The following is a 16,090-nucleotide window of genomic DNA, read 5'->3' as shown; positions in this document are numbered from 1 at the left end:
TTTGCAATGAGTATTGAAATTAAAGTACCTGATATCGGTGGCGATGAAGTAGAAGTAACCGAAATACTAGTGAGTGTTGGCGATAAAGTTGAAGTTGACCAATCACTATTAAGTGTTGAAGGCGATAAAGCTGCGATGGAAGTACCTGCTGCGCAAGCAGGTACAGTAAAAGAAATTAAAGTAAGCGAAGGCGACACGGTAACAACCGGTTCGTTAATTATGATTTTTGAAGGCGAAGAAACTGGTTCACAAAGTGAGCCCGAAGCGCCGGCTAAAGCTGAAGCTGCTGCACCTGCAGAAGCTTCAGGTTCTGACACTCAAGAAGTGACTGTGCCAGATATTGGTGACGACGAAGTTGAAGTAACTGAAATTATGGTTGCGGTTGGCGATAGCGTAGAAGAAGAGCAATCTATCTTAAACGTTGAAGGCGACAAAGCGGCAATGGAAGTACCAGCACCCTTTGCCGGCACTGTAAAAGAAATTAAAGTAAATACTGGTGACAAAGTGAAAACGGGCTCATTAGTATTTGTTTTTGAAGTGGCGGGTGGTGATAACCAAAGCGCTCCAGCAGCTGACTCAAAAGCACAAGAGAAGTCTGCTGAACAGGTATCGGCATCAAGCACTAAAGAAGTTAGCGTGCCTGATATTGGTGACGACGAAGTTGAAGTAACCGAAGTTATGGTTGCGGTTGGCGATAGCGTAGAAGAAGAGCAATCTATCTTAAACGTTGAAGGCGACAAAGCTGCAATGGAAGTACCAGCACCGTTTGCAGGTACTGTAAAAGAAATTAAAGTAGCGACTGGCGATAAAGTTAAAACGGGCTCATTGATTTTTGTATTTGAAGTAGCAGGTAGCACGCCAAGTGACGCGCCTGCAAAACAAGACGAGGCAAAGGCTGAATCTAAGCCTGCAGCTCAAGCAGAGTCAAAACCAACTGCTGCGCCTGAAAAAGCAAGTGCTGAGAGCTTTGAAAACAACAGCGCTTATGCTCATGCATCGCCAGTTGTTCGTCGTTTAGCACGTGAGTTTGGTATTAACCTTGCCAACGTTAAAGGCACGGGCCGTAAAAACCGTGTTGTTAAAGAAGACGTGCAAAACTATGTTAAGCAACTGGTTAAGCAAGTTGAGTCTGGTCAAGTGCCTGCAGCTAAAGGCAATGCCGGTGGCGGTGAGCTTGGATTAATTGCGTGGCCAAAAGTTGATTTTGCTAAGTTTGGTGAAATTGAAGAGAAAAAACTCTCTCGTATTCAAAAGCTGTCAGGTAAAAACTTACACCGTAACTGGGTACAAATTCCACATGTTACCCAGTTTGATGAAGCGGATATCACGAGCCTTGAGCAGTTCCGTAAAGAGCAAAACGCGCTTAACGAGAAGAAAAAGCTAGGTGTTAAAATTACGCCACTCGTGTTTGTAATGAAAGCAGCAGCCAAAGCGCTTGCTGAGTTCCCTACATTCAACTCATCGCTTTCAGAGGATGGCGAAAGCTTAATCCTTAAAAAGTACATCAACATTGGTGTAGCGGTTGATACGCCAAATGGCTTAGTTGTGCCAGTGTTCAAAGATGTTGATAAAAAAGGCATTATTGAACTCTCTCGCGAACTTATGGATATTTCTAAAAAGGCGCGTGATGGCAAGTTAAGTTCATCAGATATGCAAGGTGGTTGTTTTACTATTTCAAGCCTAGGTGGTATTGGTGGTACGGCATTTACGCCGATTGTGAATGCACCTGAGGTGGCTATTTTAGGTGTGTCTAAATCTGAAATGAAGCCTAAGTGGAATGGTAAAGAGTTTGAGCCTAAGCTAATGGTTCCACTTTCAATGTCTTACGATCATAGAGTAATTGACGGTGCACTTGCTGCACGCTTTACTGTTACTCTTGCAAGTTACATGAGTGATATACGCCAGTTAGTGATGTGATCACTACAGAGTGAGTAAAATCAAATCCCAGCCAGTTGTTTTTAGCTGGGATTTTTATCATTTGCAATGATACAATATTTGCACAAATGCCCTTTTCTGCCTTGCAGAAACATGGCAGTTAAATTTTGGGGCTGTGTCCCGTTCAAACAATAAAGGTAATAGCATGAGCAACGAATTAAAAACTCAAGTTGTTGTACTAGGCGGTGGTCCTGGTGGTTACTCTGCGGCTTTTCGCGCTGCTGACTTGGGCTTAGAAGTTACATTAGTAGAATCTCGCGAGACATTAGGCGGTGTATGTCTTAATGTTGGTTGTATTCCTTCTAAAGCACTTTTACACGTAGCTAAAGTGATTGATGATGCTGCAGAAATGTCATCTCACGGCGTTACTTTTGGCGCACCAAAAATTGACTTAGATGAAGTTCGTTCTTGGAAAGAGTCTGTTGTTAGCCAGCTTACAGGTGGCTTAGACGGCATGGCTAAAATGCGTAAAGTAAAAGTTGTATCTGGTTACGGTAAATTTACTGGTAGCAACACTTTAGATGTTGAAGGCGCTGACGGTAAAACAACCATTACCTTTGATAACGCAATTATTGCTGCGGGTTCTAAACCTGTAAACTTACCTTTCATCCCAGAAGATGATCGTGTTATTGATTCAACGGGCGCGCTAGAACTTAAAGATGTTCCTGAAAAACTACTTGTTTTAGGTGGTGGTATTATCGGTCTAGAAATGGGTACGGTTTACCGTGCACTAGGTTCTGCAATTGACGTTGTAGAATTTGCAGACCAGCTTGTTCCTGCTGCTGATAAAGACATCATTAAAATTTACCAAAAGCATGTTAAAGACAAGTTTAACGTGATGCTTTCAACTAAAGTCACTGGCGTTGAAGCAAAAGACGACGGATTATATGTTACTTTTGAAGGCAAAAATGCACCAGCAGAGCCAGTACGTTACGACAAAGTACTTGTTGCTGTAGGTCGTACACCAAATGGTAACATGTTAGACGCTGATAAAGCGGGTGTGAATGTTGATGAGCGTGGTTTTATTAACGTTGATAAGCAATTACGTACTAACGTAGAACATATTTTTGCAATTGGTGACTTAGTGGGTCAGCCTATGCTTGCGCATAAAGCGGTTCATGAAGGTCATGTTGCTGCTGAAGTTATCTCTGGTCAAAAACATTACTTTGATCCTAAATGTATTCCTTCAATTGCTTACACTGACCCTGAAATTGCATGGGCGGGTGTAACTGAAAAAGAAGCGAAAGAGCAAGGTTTAAGCATTGAAACAGCTGTATTCCCTTGGGCTGCATCGGGTCGTGCAATTGCCTCTTCACGTACTGAAGGTTCTACTAAGCTTATTTTTGATAAAGAAAGCGGCCGTATTATCGGTGGTGCTATGATTGGTATTAACGCAGGCGAAATGCTGGGCGAAATCGGTTTAGGTATTGAAATGGGTGCAGATGGTGAAGACTTAGCGCTAACAATTCATGCTCACCCAACATTGAACGAATCAATCGGCCTTGCAGCTGAAATTTTTGAAGGTTCAATCACTGATTTACCAAACAAAAAAGCAGTTAAAAAGAAGAAGTAATTTCTTCTAGTTAATCGTGATAAAAAACCTAAGCCTCGGCTTGGGTTTTTTGTTTTTATAGCCTCAGCGTTTAGCAAAAGGCTACTTGTATAGCGCAGCGTCTTTATGGTGCAAAAAGGTTGAAGTATGTCGATCTGCGAGTGTCGAGCAACGAGCTTAAAACCTCAAAATTAAACCTGTGCGAGGTTAGTTCACGCCTACAATATAAAAATTATGCTTGCAAAGAGCCCCGTGTTTTATTTTACTATCTGCCCGTTGCCCGTTGCCCGCAGATATCTATTTTCTTTTATTTTAGCTACAATGCGCAGCCATCAATTTATAGGTAATAAGCCATAGTGACTCAAGGTTTCAAAAATTCAGTTTTAGCATTACGTGCCCAGCAAATAAGTGAATCTCGACGCGAGTTTAATGCCCGAGGCGGTAAGATGGACCGCTGTGAGCAATGCTTAATTGCCAAGCATTACTGTATTTGTGAGGGCGCTGAGTACGCAAGCTGCAACGCTGCGGTATGTTTACTGATGTATCATAATGAAAGTTTTAAACCGTCTAATACAGGGCGTTTAATTGCTGAAATAGTCCCTGACAATTATGCGTTTCGTTGGGATAGAACCTCCCCAGATCCTGCTTTATTAACACTATTGAATAATGATAAATATCAGCCTTTTGTGATTTTTCCGGCAGAAGATGTTGAAGCAGATAGAGTAGTAACGCAAGTAGAGCCTGTTGCAGGTAAAACGCCTTTATTTATATTCTTAGATGGTACATGGCGTGAAGCTAAAAAAATGATTCGTAAGAGTCCTTATCTAGATAATTTGCCCGTGCTTTCTATTACCGCACAAAAGCTCTCAGATTACCGATTACGTGTAGCACCCCATGCTCACCAGTTAGGTACGGCAGAAGTGGCTATTATGGTATTGGCATTGGCTGGTGAGGTTGATGCAAGTACTAAATTAGAGCAGCATTTTATCAAATTTCGCGACGCCTATTTACTCGGTAAGCGCAACAAAGGCAGGCCGGAATAAAAAGCAGGGCACGAACATTCAAAAAACTGAGTTTAATGCTTGTTCATAGTTTGAATGTATATAATCTTGGCTGAGCGTTGATTTTCAGGCAAAAGAAAAGCGCGAACCATCTCTAGTCGCGCTTGCGGAATCTTCTAACTTTGTTGCATCCTGCAATTGAACCTAATCAACTCCAATTTTTACGTTCCGTGTTATTACAATATTACTTTCTAGTTCTATGTAATATAGGCTATCCGAGCCTGTCTCCCTAAATCCTTGAAACATCCTGTACGGTAAAATCTATTACCTATCCTTATTGCACATCCGAGTGCATTCCTTTTGCTACCATTCCGTTGTGTTGCCTTAATGGCCTGTCCGTCTTATTCCCTATCCTTTAGCAACAACTTTTCCGTGTTGTTATCCATTACGCATCATCCGGATGCTATCCCTTATGCAACAATCCATTGCGATACTCATCCTGAGCCTGTCCTTAAATCCCTGTTATCCTAAAAACCAAACCTTGGAATTCGAGTAGTTAGTCCGTTTCCATTTACTCGGTAAGCGTCGTTGCTTATTTATGGGTTAATTATAGAGAGTGATTTGCAGTAAATGTAGGATAAAACCGCTTATGGTTTAGGTTCTTACAAATGAAATATTTTTAAATTATATAAAATACAATGACTTGTTATGTTTTTGTGGTGTTATACAGAGTGTTTTTACTCATTAGCTGTCATAAGCGTAAGAGATGTCTTACAGGGGTTTTCTTTTTTGGGTGTATTTATCACGAAGCGATTATATAAAGTGTGCACTTTTTAGTACATCGCGGTAAAATTAATGATAATAATTATTAGTTAGGTAAGACAATATGAAAAAAACACTCGCGTTTGTTGTTGGATTAATTGCCTCAGCACCGGCTGTTGCAACTGATGTTGTGAATATTTACTCATTTCGACAACCTTTTTTAATTAAACCTATTTTAGACGATTTTACACAGCAAACGGGCATTAAAACCAATGTGGTGTTTGCTAAAAAAGGCTTAATAGAACGTGTTAAGCGTGAAGGTAAACACAGCAAAGCCGACTTAGTTTTAACCTCAAACTTTAGTGCCTTAATTCAATTAGAAGAGCTAAATCTTACGCAAACCATCGAAAGCAAGCAGGTTAATAATAATGTCCCAGCGGCATTTCGTGATGGCGATGGCCAGTGGGTGGCGCTCACTAAGCGCGTGCGTAATGTTTACTCTTCAAAAGAGCGTTTAGGCGCATTGCCTAACCTTACCTACGAAGCGCTTGCTGAGCCGCAATACAAAGGACAAATTTGTACTCGCTCTGGCAAACACCCATATAACTTAGGCCTTGTAGCTTCTATGATTGCTCATCATGGTGAAGCACAGACGAAAACATGGCTTGAGGGTGTAAAAGCTAATTTAGCGCGTAAACCTCAAGGTAACGATCGAGCGCAAGTTAAAGCGGTTAAAGAAGGTTTATGTAATTTAGCCTTAGGTAATAGTTATTACTTGGGAAAAATGCTGCAAGACGAAGCACAAAAACCATGGGCTGAAGCCGTTCATATTAACTTTCCAAATCAAACTGACCGAGGCTCACATATAAATGTATCGGGTGCAGTTATTACTAAGCATGCTAAAAACCCTGAAAATGCCTTGAAACTCATAGAGTATATGACCGACAATAAGGCGCAAAATATGTATGCCTCGCTCAATATGGAGTATCCGGTTAAGCCAGGTGTAAAACTTTCTAGTTTGGTTGCATCATGGGGAAGCTTTAAGGAAGACAGCTTACCGCTTGATGAAATTAGCAAATATCGTCCGTTAGCCCTTAAGCTAATTGATGAGGTGAAGTTCGATCTTTAATGACTTATAAATTTCAGCTGTCGAAATGGCAGCTTATTGCGTGGTCGACGGGGTTATTGCTGTCGACCCCGTTGTTTTTCCTACTATTAGAATCTTTACAAGGCGACTCAGAGGTATTTACCCACCTGTGGAATACCGTACTGTGGGACTATATAAGTAATACCGTATTACTGGTTTTAGGTGTAGGGCTGCTTAGCTGTTTTATTGCGTTACCACTGGGTTGGCTCACCGCTTATTGTCGTTTTCCTGGCAAACAACAGTTTGAATGGGCATTGATGCTGCCTCTTGCCATGCCTACTTATATTATTGCTTATGTGTACACTGATTTACTCGACTATGCGGGGCCGGTACAAATAACTCTAAGAGAGTGGTTTGGTTGGCAGTCGCCAAGTGACTACTGGTTTTTTGATATACGCACCTTACCAGGGGCTATTGTTATGATTGCGCTGGTACTCTACCCGTATTTATATTTAATTTTTAAAACTGCACTGCGAGAACAATCTTTTAAGTTAGTCCAAGCCAGTCAGTTAATGGGGCTAAATGCATGGAAAAGCTTTTTTAAAGTCAGCCTTGTATTATCCCGTGGTGCCATTGTAGCGGCCCTTGCTTTGATCAGCATGGAAACCATGGCTGATTTTGCCACCGTAAGCTATTTTGCTGTCAGTACATTAACCACCGCCGTATACGATACCTGGTTTGGCTATTATTCATTAACTGCAGCAGCAAAAATTTCAGGGGTGATGTTACTACTGCTGTTCTTAGCATTGATCACCGAGCGTTTTAGCCGTCGTAACCAAGCGGTGTTTGAGCGTCAATCGAGCGTGAACAGTGAAGCGCTTTATATCCTCAAAGGCAAGTCTGCGTGGCTAGCAACTGGGTTTTGTAGCTTTATTTTAATTATTTCGTTTATTATTCCGATGGTTGTATTGCTCAAATATGCAGTGATGTATTTTGATCAAGCGTGGAATAGTGAGTTTTTTAGCTATGCATGGCAAAGTTTAAAAGTGGCGGCTGTAGTCAGTGTGGTGACTATTATACTGAGTGTTTTAGTGGTGTTTTATCAGCGCATTGCTAAACAAAAAAATCCATTAGTACCCGGGCGTTTGGCCAGTACGGGCTATGCGTTACCCGGCACAGTATTAGCGATAGCGGTATTGTTGCCACTCACCCTATTAGAAAATACTATTAACCGCACTTTAGCTCCTTATGATTTAGATATTGGCTTATTACTTACTGGCAGCTTACTCACTATTATTTTTGCTTATATAGTGCGGTTTTACGCCGTTGCACACGGAGCTATTGAGTCGAGCTTTTCACGCATTAGTCCCTCCCTTGATATGGCAAGCCAGTCAATGGGAAAAAGCCAAGGGCGCACATTACGCTTAGTGCACTTACCTTTATTACGCCGAGGCTTATTAACCGCCGGTTTATTGGTCTTTATCGAGTGTATGAAAGAGCTACCCGCAGCTTTGTTGTTAAGGCCTTTTGATTTTGAAAGCTTAGCAACTCATGTGTTTCAGTATGTAAGCGATGAACAATTAGAGCTGGCCTCTATATCGGCTTTGTTTATTGTGGTGGTGGGGTTTATTCCGTTATATTTTATTAACCGTTCAATGGAGCAGCGTAGCTAAATGAGTAGTTTGATTTTACAAGGCGTGAGCTATGCATATAACGGGACTAAGGTGATAGATAATTTAGATTTAACCTTAGGTAAAGACGAAATAGTGTGTTTACTCGGAGCTAGTGGCTGCGGTAAAACCACCACACTAAAAGCCATTGCAGGATTAATTGAAGCCAAACAAGGGCAAGTATTTATTGATGGTAAGCTAGTCAGTGATGCTAATACGTTTGTTTCACCTGAGCATCGTAATATTGGCATGATGTTTCAAGACTATGCGTTATTTCCGCATTTAACGGTGGCTAATAATATTGCGTTTGGGCTAAGCGGCATGAGCAAAGCAGACAAACAAGCACGCGTTAGTGAAATGCTAAAGCTGGTACATTTGGTGGGCTGCGCCGATAGGTACCCTCATCAACTCTCTGGTGGGCAACAACAACGAGTAGCGATTGCGCGCGCATTAGCTTATAAACCTAGCTTACTGTTACTTGACGAGCCATTTTCTAATATTGATACCCAAGTACGATTTGAGTTAATTGCCGACATTAGGCGCATTATTAAGGCGCAGCAAGTATCGGCTGTGTTTGTTACTCACTCAAAAGAAGAGGCGTTTGCTTTTTCAGATACACTTGCGGTTATGCACCAAGGTAAAATTGCACAGCAAGGTACGCCAGAACAGCTTTTTGCTAAACCACGTTCAAAGGAGGTTGCAGAGTTTCTGGGTCAGGGCATATACTTAAGCGCCACCGCATTAACCGCCACTGAATATCAAACGCAGTTTGGGGTGGTTGAATCAATACAGCCACAGCAGCATGGCGTGGCCAATAAGGGCGTTATTTATGTGCGTCCGCATCAACTTGAACTTGTTAGTAATAACGATACGCAACAGCAATGTGAGCGGGTTAGTATATTAAGTAGTCGCTTTATTGGCTCTGCTTATGTATACACTGTGGTTATTGCTGAACAAGAAATAGAAGTTGCAGCCCAGTATGGCCAGTCATTTGAAATTAATGAACAGGTTATAATAAAAATAAAACCGCACACGGTGAATTTTTTTGAATCGTAATTAATCGCTGTGTTTTGCTCTAAAAAGTAAGGAATAACAATGGCGCAAGCGCAATCAGGGATTTGTGCTGAAGCAAACTTACACGGTTTGCACTTATTTTTTAATGTACTTGATGGTCACGACGAACTACTTCGCGCTAAGCTTAAAAAAGTGAGCGATATTGAAGATGAGTTTAGTGATCAGTTCTCTGAATCTATGCTTTCTTGTATGGTCGCCATTGGCGCGCAATATTGGCCACACATTCTGCCTGATTATATGCCAAGTGAGCTGCGAGGCTTTCCTAATATTACCCATAGCGATTTTGTGATGAGTGCAAGGCCATGCGATTTATTTGTGCAAATCCGCTCAGACAGAGAAGATGTAAACCACCTGTTTGCATTGCAAATATTAAAACTTTTCAACCCTGATGTTGAGCTGGTGGAGCAAATTCGAAATTTTCGTTTTTTAGATGGCCGTGATTTTAATGGTTTTATTTATGCGGGCGATACTCCGCATGGTCGTCAAAAACGGGTAACGGCCCTCGTTAATAAGCCCGATAGCTTTGAAGATCAAGGCAGCTATATTCATGTTCAGCGCTATAAGCATGACTTAACGTTATGGCAGCACTTGTCGTTGCAAGAACAAGAACAAATAATGGGGCGTACTCGTCTCGACAATACCCTAATAAGCCCCGCACTTGAAAGCAGCCATGCGACCCGAAGTGAATTAAAAGATGAACAGGGGCAAGCATTATTACTAAATCAAAGTATGCCTTATGGCGACGTGTATGAGCAGGGAATGTTAATGATTATGTGCTCGGCTAAAGGGGATGCATTCGAGAAAGTGCTCAACAGCCGTTTAGGGCAGGGGGAGCATTACGATCATTGGCTTGATTTTACTCAAGCAGATATGGGCTCTGCGTTTTTTGCACCCTCAGTGCGATTTTTAAAGCAGTTATAAAACAAGCCAGTAACGGCTACGTATTAGCATAGCCGTAACAATGATAACCAAACGTGTTTAAACCGTATCAAACAAAATACGCACACGCTCTAATGTGAGGTCTATTTCTGATACTTTCGCTGGCGCAATAAAAATAGTGTCATCGCCGGCAATTGTTCCTAATACGCCATCTGCTTTACCTAATGAGTCAAGTAAACGGGCAATTAGCTGCGCAGCGCCTGGGCTGGTGCGAATAATAATCATCATTTCGTTATGCATAATGTCAATAACTAACTGGCGTAACGGGCTTTTAGCGGTTGGTACACCCATTTCGGCAGGTAAACAGTACACCATTTCTTGTTTTGCATTGCGGGTACGTACCGCGCCAAACTTACTTAACATCCGCGACACTTTACTTTGGCTAATATTATCAAAGCCTTGTTCTTTTAATGCGTCGACTATTTCGCCTTGTGAGCCAAAATTTTCTTCTTTCAAAAGTGCTTTAAAGGCTTTTACCAATGCTTCTTGTTTGTCTTGTGGTTGCATAGTGTCTAGTTAGTTATGTTGTCGATACTGCAAATTCTACACAAAAATGCATATTTATGCAGCAGTTGTTTAGGTTTTGCTGCGTTTAAACAGCAAAGTTTACAACTATGGTCGAAAATATAGTTAAAATAGGCAGGATAAATTTGTTTTTAGTCGCTAATTTCTTTATCTTATGAACCACAAATATTTCCTTCCTCAAATCACGGAGAATTCCAATGAAAGTTGCTGTATTAGGTGCTGCAGGTGGTATCGGTCAAGCGTTGTCTTTATTATTAAAAACAGGCTTACCAGCTGGTTCAGAATTATCACTATATGATGTTGCGCCAGTAGTTCCTGGTGTTGCTGTTGACCTTTCTCATATCCCAACAGATGTAAAAGTTGAAGGTTTTGGTGCAGATGCACTAGATAAAGCATTAACAGGTTGTGATATTGTTTTAATCCCAGCGGGTATGCCGCGTAAGCCAGGTATGGATCGTGCAGATTTATTTAATGTTAACGCAGGTATCATTAAAACATTAGCAGAAGGCATTGTTGCTAACTGTCCTAAAGCGCTTGTAGGTATTATCACTAATCCAGTTAACGGCACTGTACCGATTGTTGCTGAAGTATTCAAAAAAGCAGGTACTTACGATGCTAAGCGTGTATTTGGTATTACAACACTCGATGTGATCCGTTCTGAAGCGTTTATTGCTGAACTTAAAGGCGTAGACGTAGCAAGTGTTAAAGTACCAGTGATTGGTGGCCACTCAGGCACAACCATTCTACCGTTACTTTCTCAAGTTGAAGGTGTTACTTTCACTGATGAAGAAGTGGCTACACTAACTCCTCGTATCCAAAATGCAGGTACTGAAGTAGTTAATGCTAAAGCGGGCGGTGGTTCTGCAACATTATCTATGGGTGCTGCAGCAGCACGTTTTTGTATGTCTCTAGTTAAAGGCCTACAAGGTGAAGACGTTGTAGATTATGCATACGTTGCTGTTGAAAATGGCGATGCAGAGTACTTTGCACACCCAGTACGTTTAGGCAAAAATGGCGTAGAAGAAATTCTTTCTTACGGCACTTTAAGCGCATTTGAAGAGCAAGCTAAAAATGACATGCTTGAAACGCTGAAAAAAGATATCAAAGAAGGTGTTGATTTTATGGCGTAATAGCCAAAATTAACCAATAAAAAAGCCTGCGTTTGCAGGCTTTTTTATTGCTCGGAATTATCTACACAGTATTACTTAGTGGTCGCGGTCAACCGCTATTCTAGCTAAGCTAATTAGTGCTTGCTTGTAACTCGACTCCGCTAAACAATCTAAACAGGCAATTGCTTTATTAGCTTCTTGCTCGGCTTTTTCCATTGTGAACTCAAGGGCATTGGTATGTTTGAGCGCAGCCAGTATCTCGTCAAGGTGCTCCATACCATTACAGTGCTCAATAGCGTCTCTTATTAACTGTGTTTGATGCTCACTACCGTGTTGCATTGCATATATAAGAGGTAACGTCGGCTTACCTTCAGCTAAATCATCGCCAATGTTTTTACCAAGTTGGTCGGCATCAGCGTTGTAATCTAAAACATCATCCACTAACTGAAAAGCAGTACCTAAATGCATGCCATACAAATTAAGTGCCTCTAGTACAGTATCGTCTTGGTCAGTAATAATGGCCGCAAGGCCCGTCGCTGCTTCAAATAGCTTGGCGGTTTTAGAATAAATAACCTGCATATAACTGGCTTCAGTGGTATCAGGGTCGTTGCAGTTCATTAATTGTAGCACTTCACCTTCAGCAATAATGTTGGTTGCATCAGCCAGTACTTGCATTATTTGCATTTTACCAAGACCCACCATTAGCTGAAACGAGCGGGTGTAAATAAAATCACCCACCAGTACGCTAGCAGCATTACCAAACTCAGCATTTGCTGTAGGTGTGCCACGGCGCAAATTAGATTCATCTACAACATCATCATGTAAAAGCGTTGCGGTATGAATAAATTCAATGATAGTTGCTAGCGTAATGTGATCTTTGCCTTGGTAACCTAGCGCTTTAGCCGCCAAAATAGCCAACATAGGGCGAACACGTTTGCCACCGCTGTTAACAATATACAAACCAAGTTGATTAACTAACGCCACATCTGAGCGCATTTGCGCATGTATTAGTTGATTGACGTCATTCATATCGCTTTCGATTAACGCCTGGATAGCTTTTATATCCATTGATCTCCGAGCCAATTTTAATGTGTGAACGGCGCAGATTGTACAACAAAAAATGCATTAGCTCGATATTTTGTGATGATTCCTTAAAAAAACACCCTTAATTAGGTTAAATGACCTATTAACCTTGTGAATAATTGATTAAACACCCTGGTTTAATTTTGAATCACCCTTGGTGGTTAATTGAACTACATAGGCTCGCTTTGCTATTGCTAATTTATTTTCTGTAACCGTTAAAAAGCGCTTGGCAAAGGGGGATTTTAATATAAAATAGGGGAAATATTGAATTGCTCTCAATGCAGCTACTTTTTATTCATTTAATTACAAAAAGAGGCTTGCTAGTTTTTACGCATTAGCGTAAACTTCGCGCCCTATTGAAGAATATTTTAGTTGCGTCGATTTGAGGGCGCACAGACGGAGTTAATTATGTACGCGGTTTTCCAAAGTGGTGGTAAACAGCACCGTGTGACTGAAGGTCAAACAATTCGTCTTGAGAAATTAGACGTTGAAACTGGTGCAGCAGTTGAATTTGATTCAGTACTTTTAGTTGCTGATGGTGAGAAGATCGAGATTGGTGTACCGTTCGTAAACGGTGGTAAAGTAACAGCTGAGGTTGTTTCACACGGTCGCGGTGAGAAGATTAAGGTTGTTAAATTTAGACGCCGTAAGCATTCTCGTAAGCAAATGGGCCATCGTCAATGGTTCACAGAAGTTAAAATCACTGGCATTAGCGCTTAATTAGAGGTACTTAGAAATGGCACATAAAAAAGCAGCTGGTAGTACTCGTAACGGTCGCGATTCAGAAAGCAAACGCCTAGGTGTTAAGCGTTTTGGTGGCGAATCAGTTCTAGCGGGTAGCATCATTGTTCGTCAGCGTGGAACTCGTTTCCACCCAGGCGCAAACGTAGGTATCGGTAAAGACCACACTATCTTCGCAAAAGCAGATGGTAAAGTTCAGTTTGAACAAAAAGGTCCTTTAAACCGTAAATACGTAACTATCGTAGCTGAGTAATCAGTAAGGTAGTTAAAAAACCCCGCCTTTGCGGGGTTTTTTGTTTTAAGCATGTTTAAATATATACCCAAGTGTTTTTATGCTCAGTGTGCTCTATAGGCCACTTAGGTATATAATAGAGTTATTAACAAGCCAATCCCTAAAGTGAGTAATCATGAAGTTTGTAGATGAAGTAGAAATTCGCGCAGAAGCTGGTGACGGTGGCAGCGGCATCGTGTCTTTTCGTCGTGAGAAATATGTTCCAGATGGTGGACCTGATGGCGGTGACGGTGGAGACGGTGGTAGTGTTTATCTACAAGCTGATGAAAACTTAAATACCCTTATTGACTATCAATTTGAGCGTTTTCACAGAGCAGAACGCGGTACAAACGGTCAAAGCCGTAATTGTACGGGTAAGAAAGGTGAAGACCTGATCGTTAAAGTGCCTGTTGGTACACGTATTATTGATGTTGATACACAGGAATCATTAGGGGATTTAACCCAAGATGGTCAACGAATTGTGGTTGCAAAAGGCGGTTTCCATGGCTTGGGGAATGCGCGTTTTAAATCAAGTACTAATCGTGCTCCACGTCAAAAAACACTTGGCACACCGGGTGAAGTACGTAACCTTAAGTTAGAGCTAATGCTACTGGCTGATGTCGGCTTACTTGGGTTACCAAATGCAGGTAAATCAACCTTTATCCGCAGTGTGTCAGCTGCAAAACCTAAAGTAGCTGATTATCCATTTACTACGCTGATTCCTAACTTAGGGGTTGTTCGTCCTGAAGCAAACAAATCATTTGTAATTGCTGATATTCCAGGTTTGATTGAAGGCGCGTCAGAGGGAGCGGGATTAGGTATTCGCTTCTTAAAGCATTTAGAGCGTTGTCGTGTGCTTTTACACATTATAGATGTAATGCCAGTTGATGGCTCTAACCCTGTTGATAATGCATTTGCAATCATCAACGAGCTACACCAGTACAGCCCTAAGCTCGCTGAAAAGCCACGCTGGTTAGTATTTAATAAAATTGATTTATTGCCTGAAGATGAAGCCAAAGCCTTATGTGAGCAAATTGCAGAAGAGTTGGGTGAGTCTGAAAATATTTACAGTATTGCTGCAATTAATAAATTAAATACGCAGCCATTAATTCACGACATCATGACGCTACTTGATAACATGCCTAAAGAGAAGTTTGTAGAAGTGGCAGACGAAGAGGTTGAATTTAAGTGGGATACCTACCATCAAAAAGCCACTAAAGGCGATGATGATGACTGGGATGATTGGGATGAAGATGATTACGACGTAGAAGTTGTCTACGAGCGTTAATAATTGTTTATATTTAAAAGGAGCTAACGCTCCTTTTTTATTTTTTTAATAATAAAGAATTAGGTGTTTAGTGTGATAATTTCAATGATTGCAGCAATGGCAAACAACCGTGTCATTGGCTTAGATAATAAAATGCCATGGCATTTACCTGGTGACCTTCAGCACTTTAAAAAAGTAACCTCTGGTAAACCCGTTATTATGGGGCGCAAAACATTTGAATCAATAGGCCGACCGTTACCTGGGCGACGTAATATTATTATTACTCGTAATAAAGACTATCACGCATCAGGAATTGAAACAGTAACCACACCAGAAGCTGCACTTGAGCTTGTTAATGATGTTGCAGAGGTGATGATAATTGGTGGCGGAAACATCTACCAGCAGTTTTTAGCGCAGGCGCAGCGCTTGTATTTAACCTTTATAGACTTAGATGTTGAAGGAGATACACAATTTCCTGATTATAAAAGTGTTGCAAACTGGCAAATTGAAGATGAAATGTTGATGACGCCCGATGATAAAAATAAATATAGTTATAAGTTCGTAACTTTGAATAAAATTTCTTAACATTATTGCCAAAATCTGAGCGTGTTGGTACAATATTAAACAGTCGAGTACGAAAAAAGTATTGATATAAGGTATCCAGTCAATGATTAAATTACCGAAGCTAGTTGTAATTGCTGCTATTGCAGCAGGTTCGTTCGCTTATACTGCGCCTGCAAGCGCTAATGATCAGTTAGCTGTTTCAATCTGTGAATACATTGCTGGTGATGATAAAAACCGTCTGCGTAGCAAATTAAAAAGTTCACGTGTGAAAGTTCGTAATATCTATGATGCAGTTTTCTGTAATGGTAATAACTTATTGCGTCACGCTGTTGCAAGTAATGCGGTTGATACGGGTGAGTACATTGTTAAAAACTTATCAAAGAGCTCACTTGAAGATGGTGCCGATATAGCCTGGGCTGAGGCAAATCATGCAGGATCACCTTTAATCCCTATTATTAAAGACCGCGCAGGCCTTTAATTAAAAGCTTAATTTAAAAAAACCGCGTTTAT

15 protein-coding genes are annotated in these 16,090 nt (G+C 41.1%); 13 read left to right on the top strand and 2 right to left on the bottom strand.

Annotation, left to right across the window (positions count from 1 at the left end; all coding sequences use genetic code 11):
* Positions 1–6 precede the first annotated feature (6 nt).
* The 7 genes from aceF (at position 7) to LOC50_RS11600 (ending at position 10,002) form a co-directional block, all read left to right on the top strand.
* On the top strand, positions 7–1,917 hold the full coding sequence (gene aceF / locus LOC50_RS11630) for a pyruvate dehydrogenase complex dihydrolipoyllysine-residue acetyltransferase (protein ID WP_250653257.1): 1,911 nt from the start codon (positions 7–9) through the stop codon (positions 1,915–1,917).
* A 163-nt stretch (positions 1,918–2,080) separates the two neighbouring features.
* Positions 2,081–3,508, top strand: a complete 1,428-nt coding sequence (gene lpdA, locus LOC50_RS11625) for a dihydrolipoyl dehydrogenase (protein WP_033103967.1) — start codon at positions 2,081–2,083, stop codon at positions 3,506–3,508.
* A gap of 335 nt (positions 3,509–3,843) precedes the next feature.
* Positions 3,844–4,530 (top strand): tRNA-uridine aminocarboxypropyltransferase, encoded by a 687-nt coding sequence (locus tag LOC50_RS11620; RefSeq protein WP_250653256.1) that lies wholly within the window; start codon positions 3,844–3,846, stop codon positions 4,528–4,530.
* A gap of 844 nt (positions 4,531–5,374) precedes the next feature.
* Entirely contained in the window at positions 5,375–6,379 is a 1,005-nt protein-coding gene (locus LOC50_RS11615) for a Fe(3+) ABC transporter substrate-binding protein (protein ID WP_250653255.1), read from the top strand.
* Positions 6,379–8,010 carry an ABC transporter permease gene (locus LOC50_RS11610; RefSeq protein WP_250653254.1) on the top strand — a complete coding sequence of 544 codons (1,632 nt, stop codon included), beginning with the start codon at positions 6,379–6,381 and terminating at the stop codon, positions 8,008–8,010. The genes LOC50_RS11615 and LOC50_RS11610 overlap by 1 nt, the downstream gene beginning before the upstream one ends.
* Positions 8,011–9,063, top strand: a complete 1,053-nt coding sequence (locus LOC50_RS11605; protein ID WP_250653253.1) for an ABC transporter ATP-binding protein — start codon at positions 8,011–8,013, stop codon at positions 9,061–9,063.
* 39 nt (positions 9,064–9,102) lie between these two features.
* Entirely contained in the window at positions 9,103–10,002 is a 900-nt protein-coding gene (locus LOC50_RS11600; protein ID WP_036980231.1) for a Dyp-type peroxidase, read from the top strand.
* A 57-nt stretch (positions 10,003–10,059) separates the two neighbouring features.
* Here LOC50_RS11600 and argR read toward each other — a convergent pair whose 3' ends face one another.
* Complete coding sequence (gene argR / locus LOC50_RS11595) at positions 10,060–10,527, bottom strand: transcriptional regulator ArgR (protein ID WP_008114955.1); 468 nt, start codon at positions 10,525–10,527, stop codon at positions 10,060–10,062.
* Between the two features lie 215 nt (positions 10,528–10,742).
* On the opposite strand from argR, the gene mdh reads away from it, so the two are divergent.
* Positions 10,743–11,675 (top strand): malate dehydrogenase, encoded by a 933-nt coding sequence (mdh, locus tag LOC50_RS11590; RefSeq protein WP_013465922.1) that lies wholly within the window; start codon positions 10,743–10,745, stop codon positions 11,673–11,675.
* A gap of 75 nt (positions 11,676–11,750) precedes the next feature.
* Here the strand turns inward: mdh and ispB are convergent, their stop codons facing one another.
* Positions 11,751–12,722: an octaprenyl diphosphate synthase gene (ispB, locus tag LOC50_RS11585; RefSeq protein WP_036980230.1), complete on the bottom strand. Its 972-nt coding sequence runs from the start codon at positions 12,720–12,722 to the stop codon at positions 11,751–11,753.
* A 423-nt stretch (positions 12,723–13,145) separates the two neighbouring features.
* On the opposite strand from ispB, the gene rplU reads away from it, so the two are divergent.
* From rplU to LOC50_RS11560, 5 genes are all read left to right on the top strand, one after another.
* Positions 13,146–13,457 (top strand): 50S ribosomal protein L21, encoded by a 312-nt coding sequence (gene rplU, locus LOC50_RS11580; RefSeq protein ID WP_004587921.1) that lies wholly within the window; start codon positions 13,146–13,148, stop codon positions 13,455–13,457.
* Between the two features lie 16 nt (positions 13,458–13,473).
* Positions 13,474–13,731 carry a 50S ribosomal protein L27 gene (gene rpmA / locus LOC50_RS11575; protein ID WP_008114963.1) on the top strand — a complete coding sequence of 86 codons (258 nt, stop codon included), beginning with the start codon at positions 13,474–13,476 and terminating at the stop codon, positions 13,729–13,731.
* A 154-nt stretch (positions 13,732–13,885) separates the two neighbouring features.
* Positions 13,886–15,037 carry an Obg family GTPase CgtA gene (gene cgtA, locus LOC50_RS11570; protein ID WP_013465920.1) on the top strand — a complete coding sequence of 384 codons (1,152 nt, stop codon included), beginning with the start codon at positions 13,886–13,888 and terminating at the stop codon, positions 15,035–15,037.
* Between the two features lie 72 nt (positions 15,038–15,109).
* Positions 15,110–15,601 (top strand): type 3 dihydrofolate reductase, encoded by a 492-nt coding sequence (gene folA, locus LOC50_RS11565; protein WP_171034710.1) that lies wholly within the window; start codon positions 15,110–15,112, stop codon positions 15,599–15,601.
* An 82-nt stretch (positions 15,602–15,683) separates the two neighbouring features.
* Positions 15,684–16,058 (top strand): DUF3718 domain-containing protein, encoded by a 375-nt coding sequence (locus tag LOC50_RS11560; RefSeq protein ID WP_054201942.1) that lies wholly within the window; start codon positions 15,684–15,686, stop codon positions 16,056–16,058.
* Positions 16,059–16,090: the final 32 nt, after the last annotated feature.

This window comes from Pseudoalteromonas sp. SCSIO 43095, assembly GCF_023650455.1.
In the GTDB taxonomy this organism is placed as follows: Bacteria; Pseudomonadota; Gammaproteobacteria; order Enterobacterales; family Alteromonadaceae; genus Pseudoalteromonas; species Pseudoalteromonas tetraodonis.
Note: the sequence above shows the minus strand (reverse complement) of the source record. Positions and strands in the feature narration are given on the sequence as shown.

Excerpts from the sequence above, each read along its gene's own strand:
- LOC50_RS11610 (WP_250653254.1), top strand. The coding sequence starts at position 6,379 with ATGACTTATAAATTTCAGCTGTCGAAATGGCAGCTTATTGCGTGGTCG.
- cgtA (WP_013465920.1), top strand. The coding sequence starts at position 13,886 with ATGAAGTTTGTAGATGAAGTAGAAATTCGCGCAGAAGCTGGTGACGGT.
- LOC50_RS11560 (WP_054201942.1), top strand. The coding sequence starts at position 15,684 with ATGATTAAATTACCGAAGCTAGTTGTAATTGCTGCTATTGCAGCAGGT.
- LOC50_RS11600 (WP_036980231.1), top strand. The coding sequence starts at position 9,103 with ATGGCGCAAGCGCAATCAGGGATTTGTGCTGAAGCAAACTTACACGGT.
- argR (WP_008114955.1), bottom strand. The coding sequence starts at position 10,527 with ATGCAACCACAAGACAAACAAGAAGCATTGGTAAAAGCCTTTAAAGCA.
- lpdA (WP_033103967.1), top strand. The coding sequence starts at position 2,081 with ATGAGCAACGAATTAAAAACTCAAGTTGTTGTACTAGGCGGTGGTCCT.
- aceF (WP_250653257.1), top strand. The coding sequence starts at position 7 with ATGAGTATTGAAATTAAAGTACCTGATATCGGTGGCGATGAAGTAGAA.
- mdh (WP_013465922.1), top strand. The coding sequence starts at position 10,743 with ATGAAAGTTGCTGTATTAGGTGCTGCAGGTGGTATCGGTCAAGCGTTG.
- rpmA (WP_008114963.1), top strand. The coding sequence starts at position 13,474 with ATGGCACATAAAAAAGCAGCTGGTAGTACTCGTAACGGTCGCGATTCA.
- rplU (WP_004587921.1), top strand. The coding sequence starts at position 13,146 with ATGTACGCGGTTTTCCAAAGTGGTGGTAAACAGCACCGTGTGACTGAA.
- ispB (WP_036980230.1), bottom strand. The coding sequence starts at position 12,722 with ATGGATATAAAAGCTATCCAGGCGTTAATCGAAAGCGATATGAATGAC.
- LOC50_RS11605 (WP_250653253.1), top strand. The coding sequence starts at position 8,011 with ATGAGTAGTTTGATTTTACAAGGCGTGAGCTATGCATATAACGGGACT.
- LOC50_RS11615 (WP_250653255.1), top strand. The coding sequence starts at position 5,375 with ATGAAAAAAACACTCGCGTTTGTTGTTGGATTAATTGCCTCAGCACCG.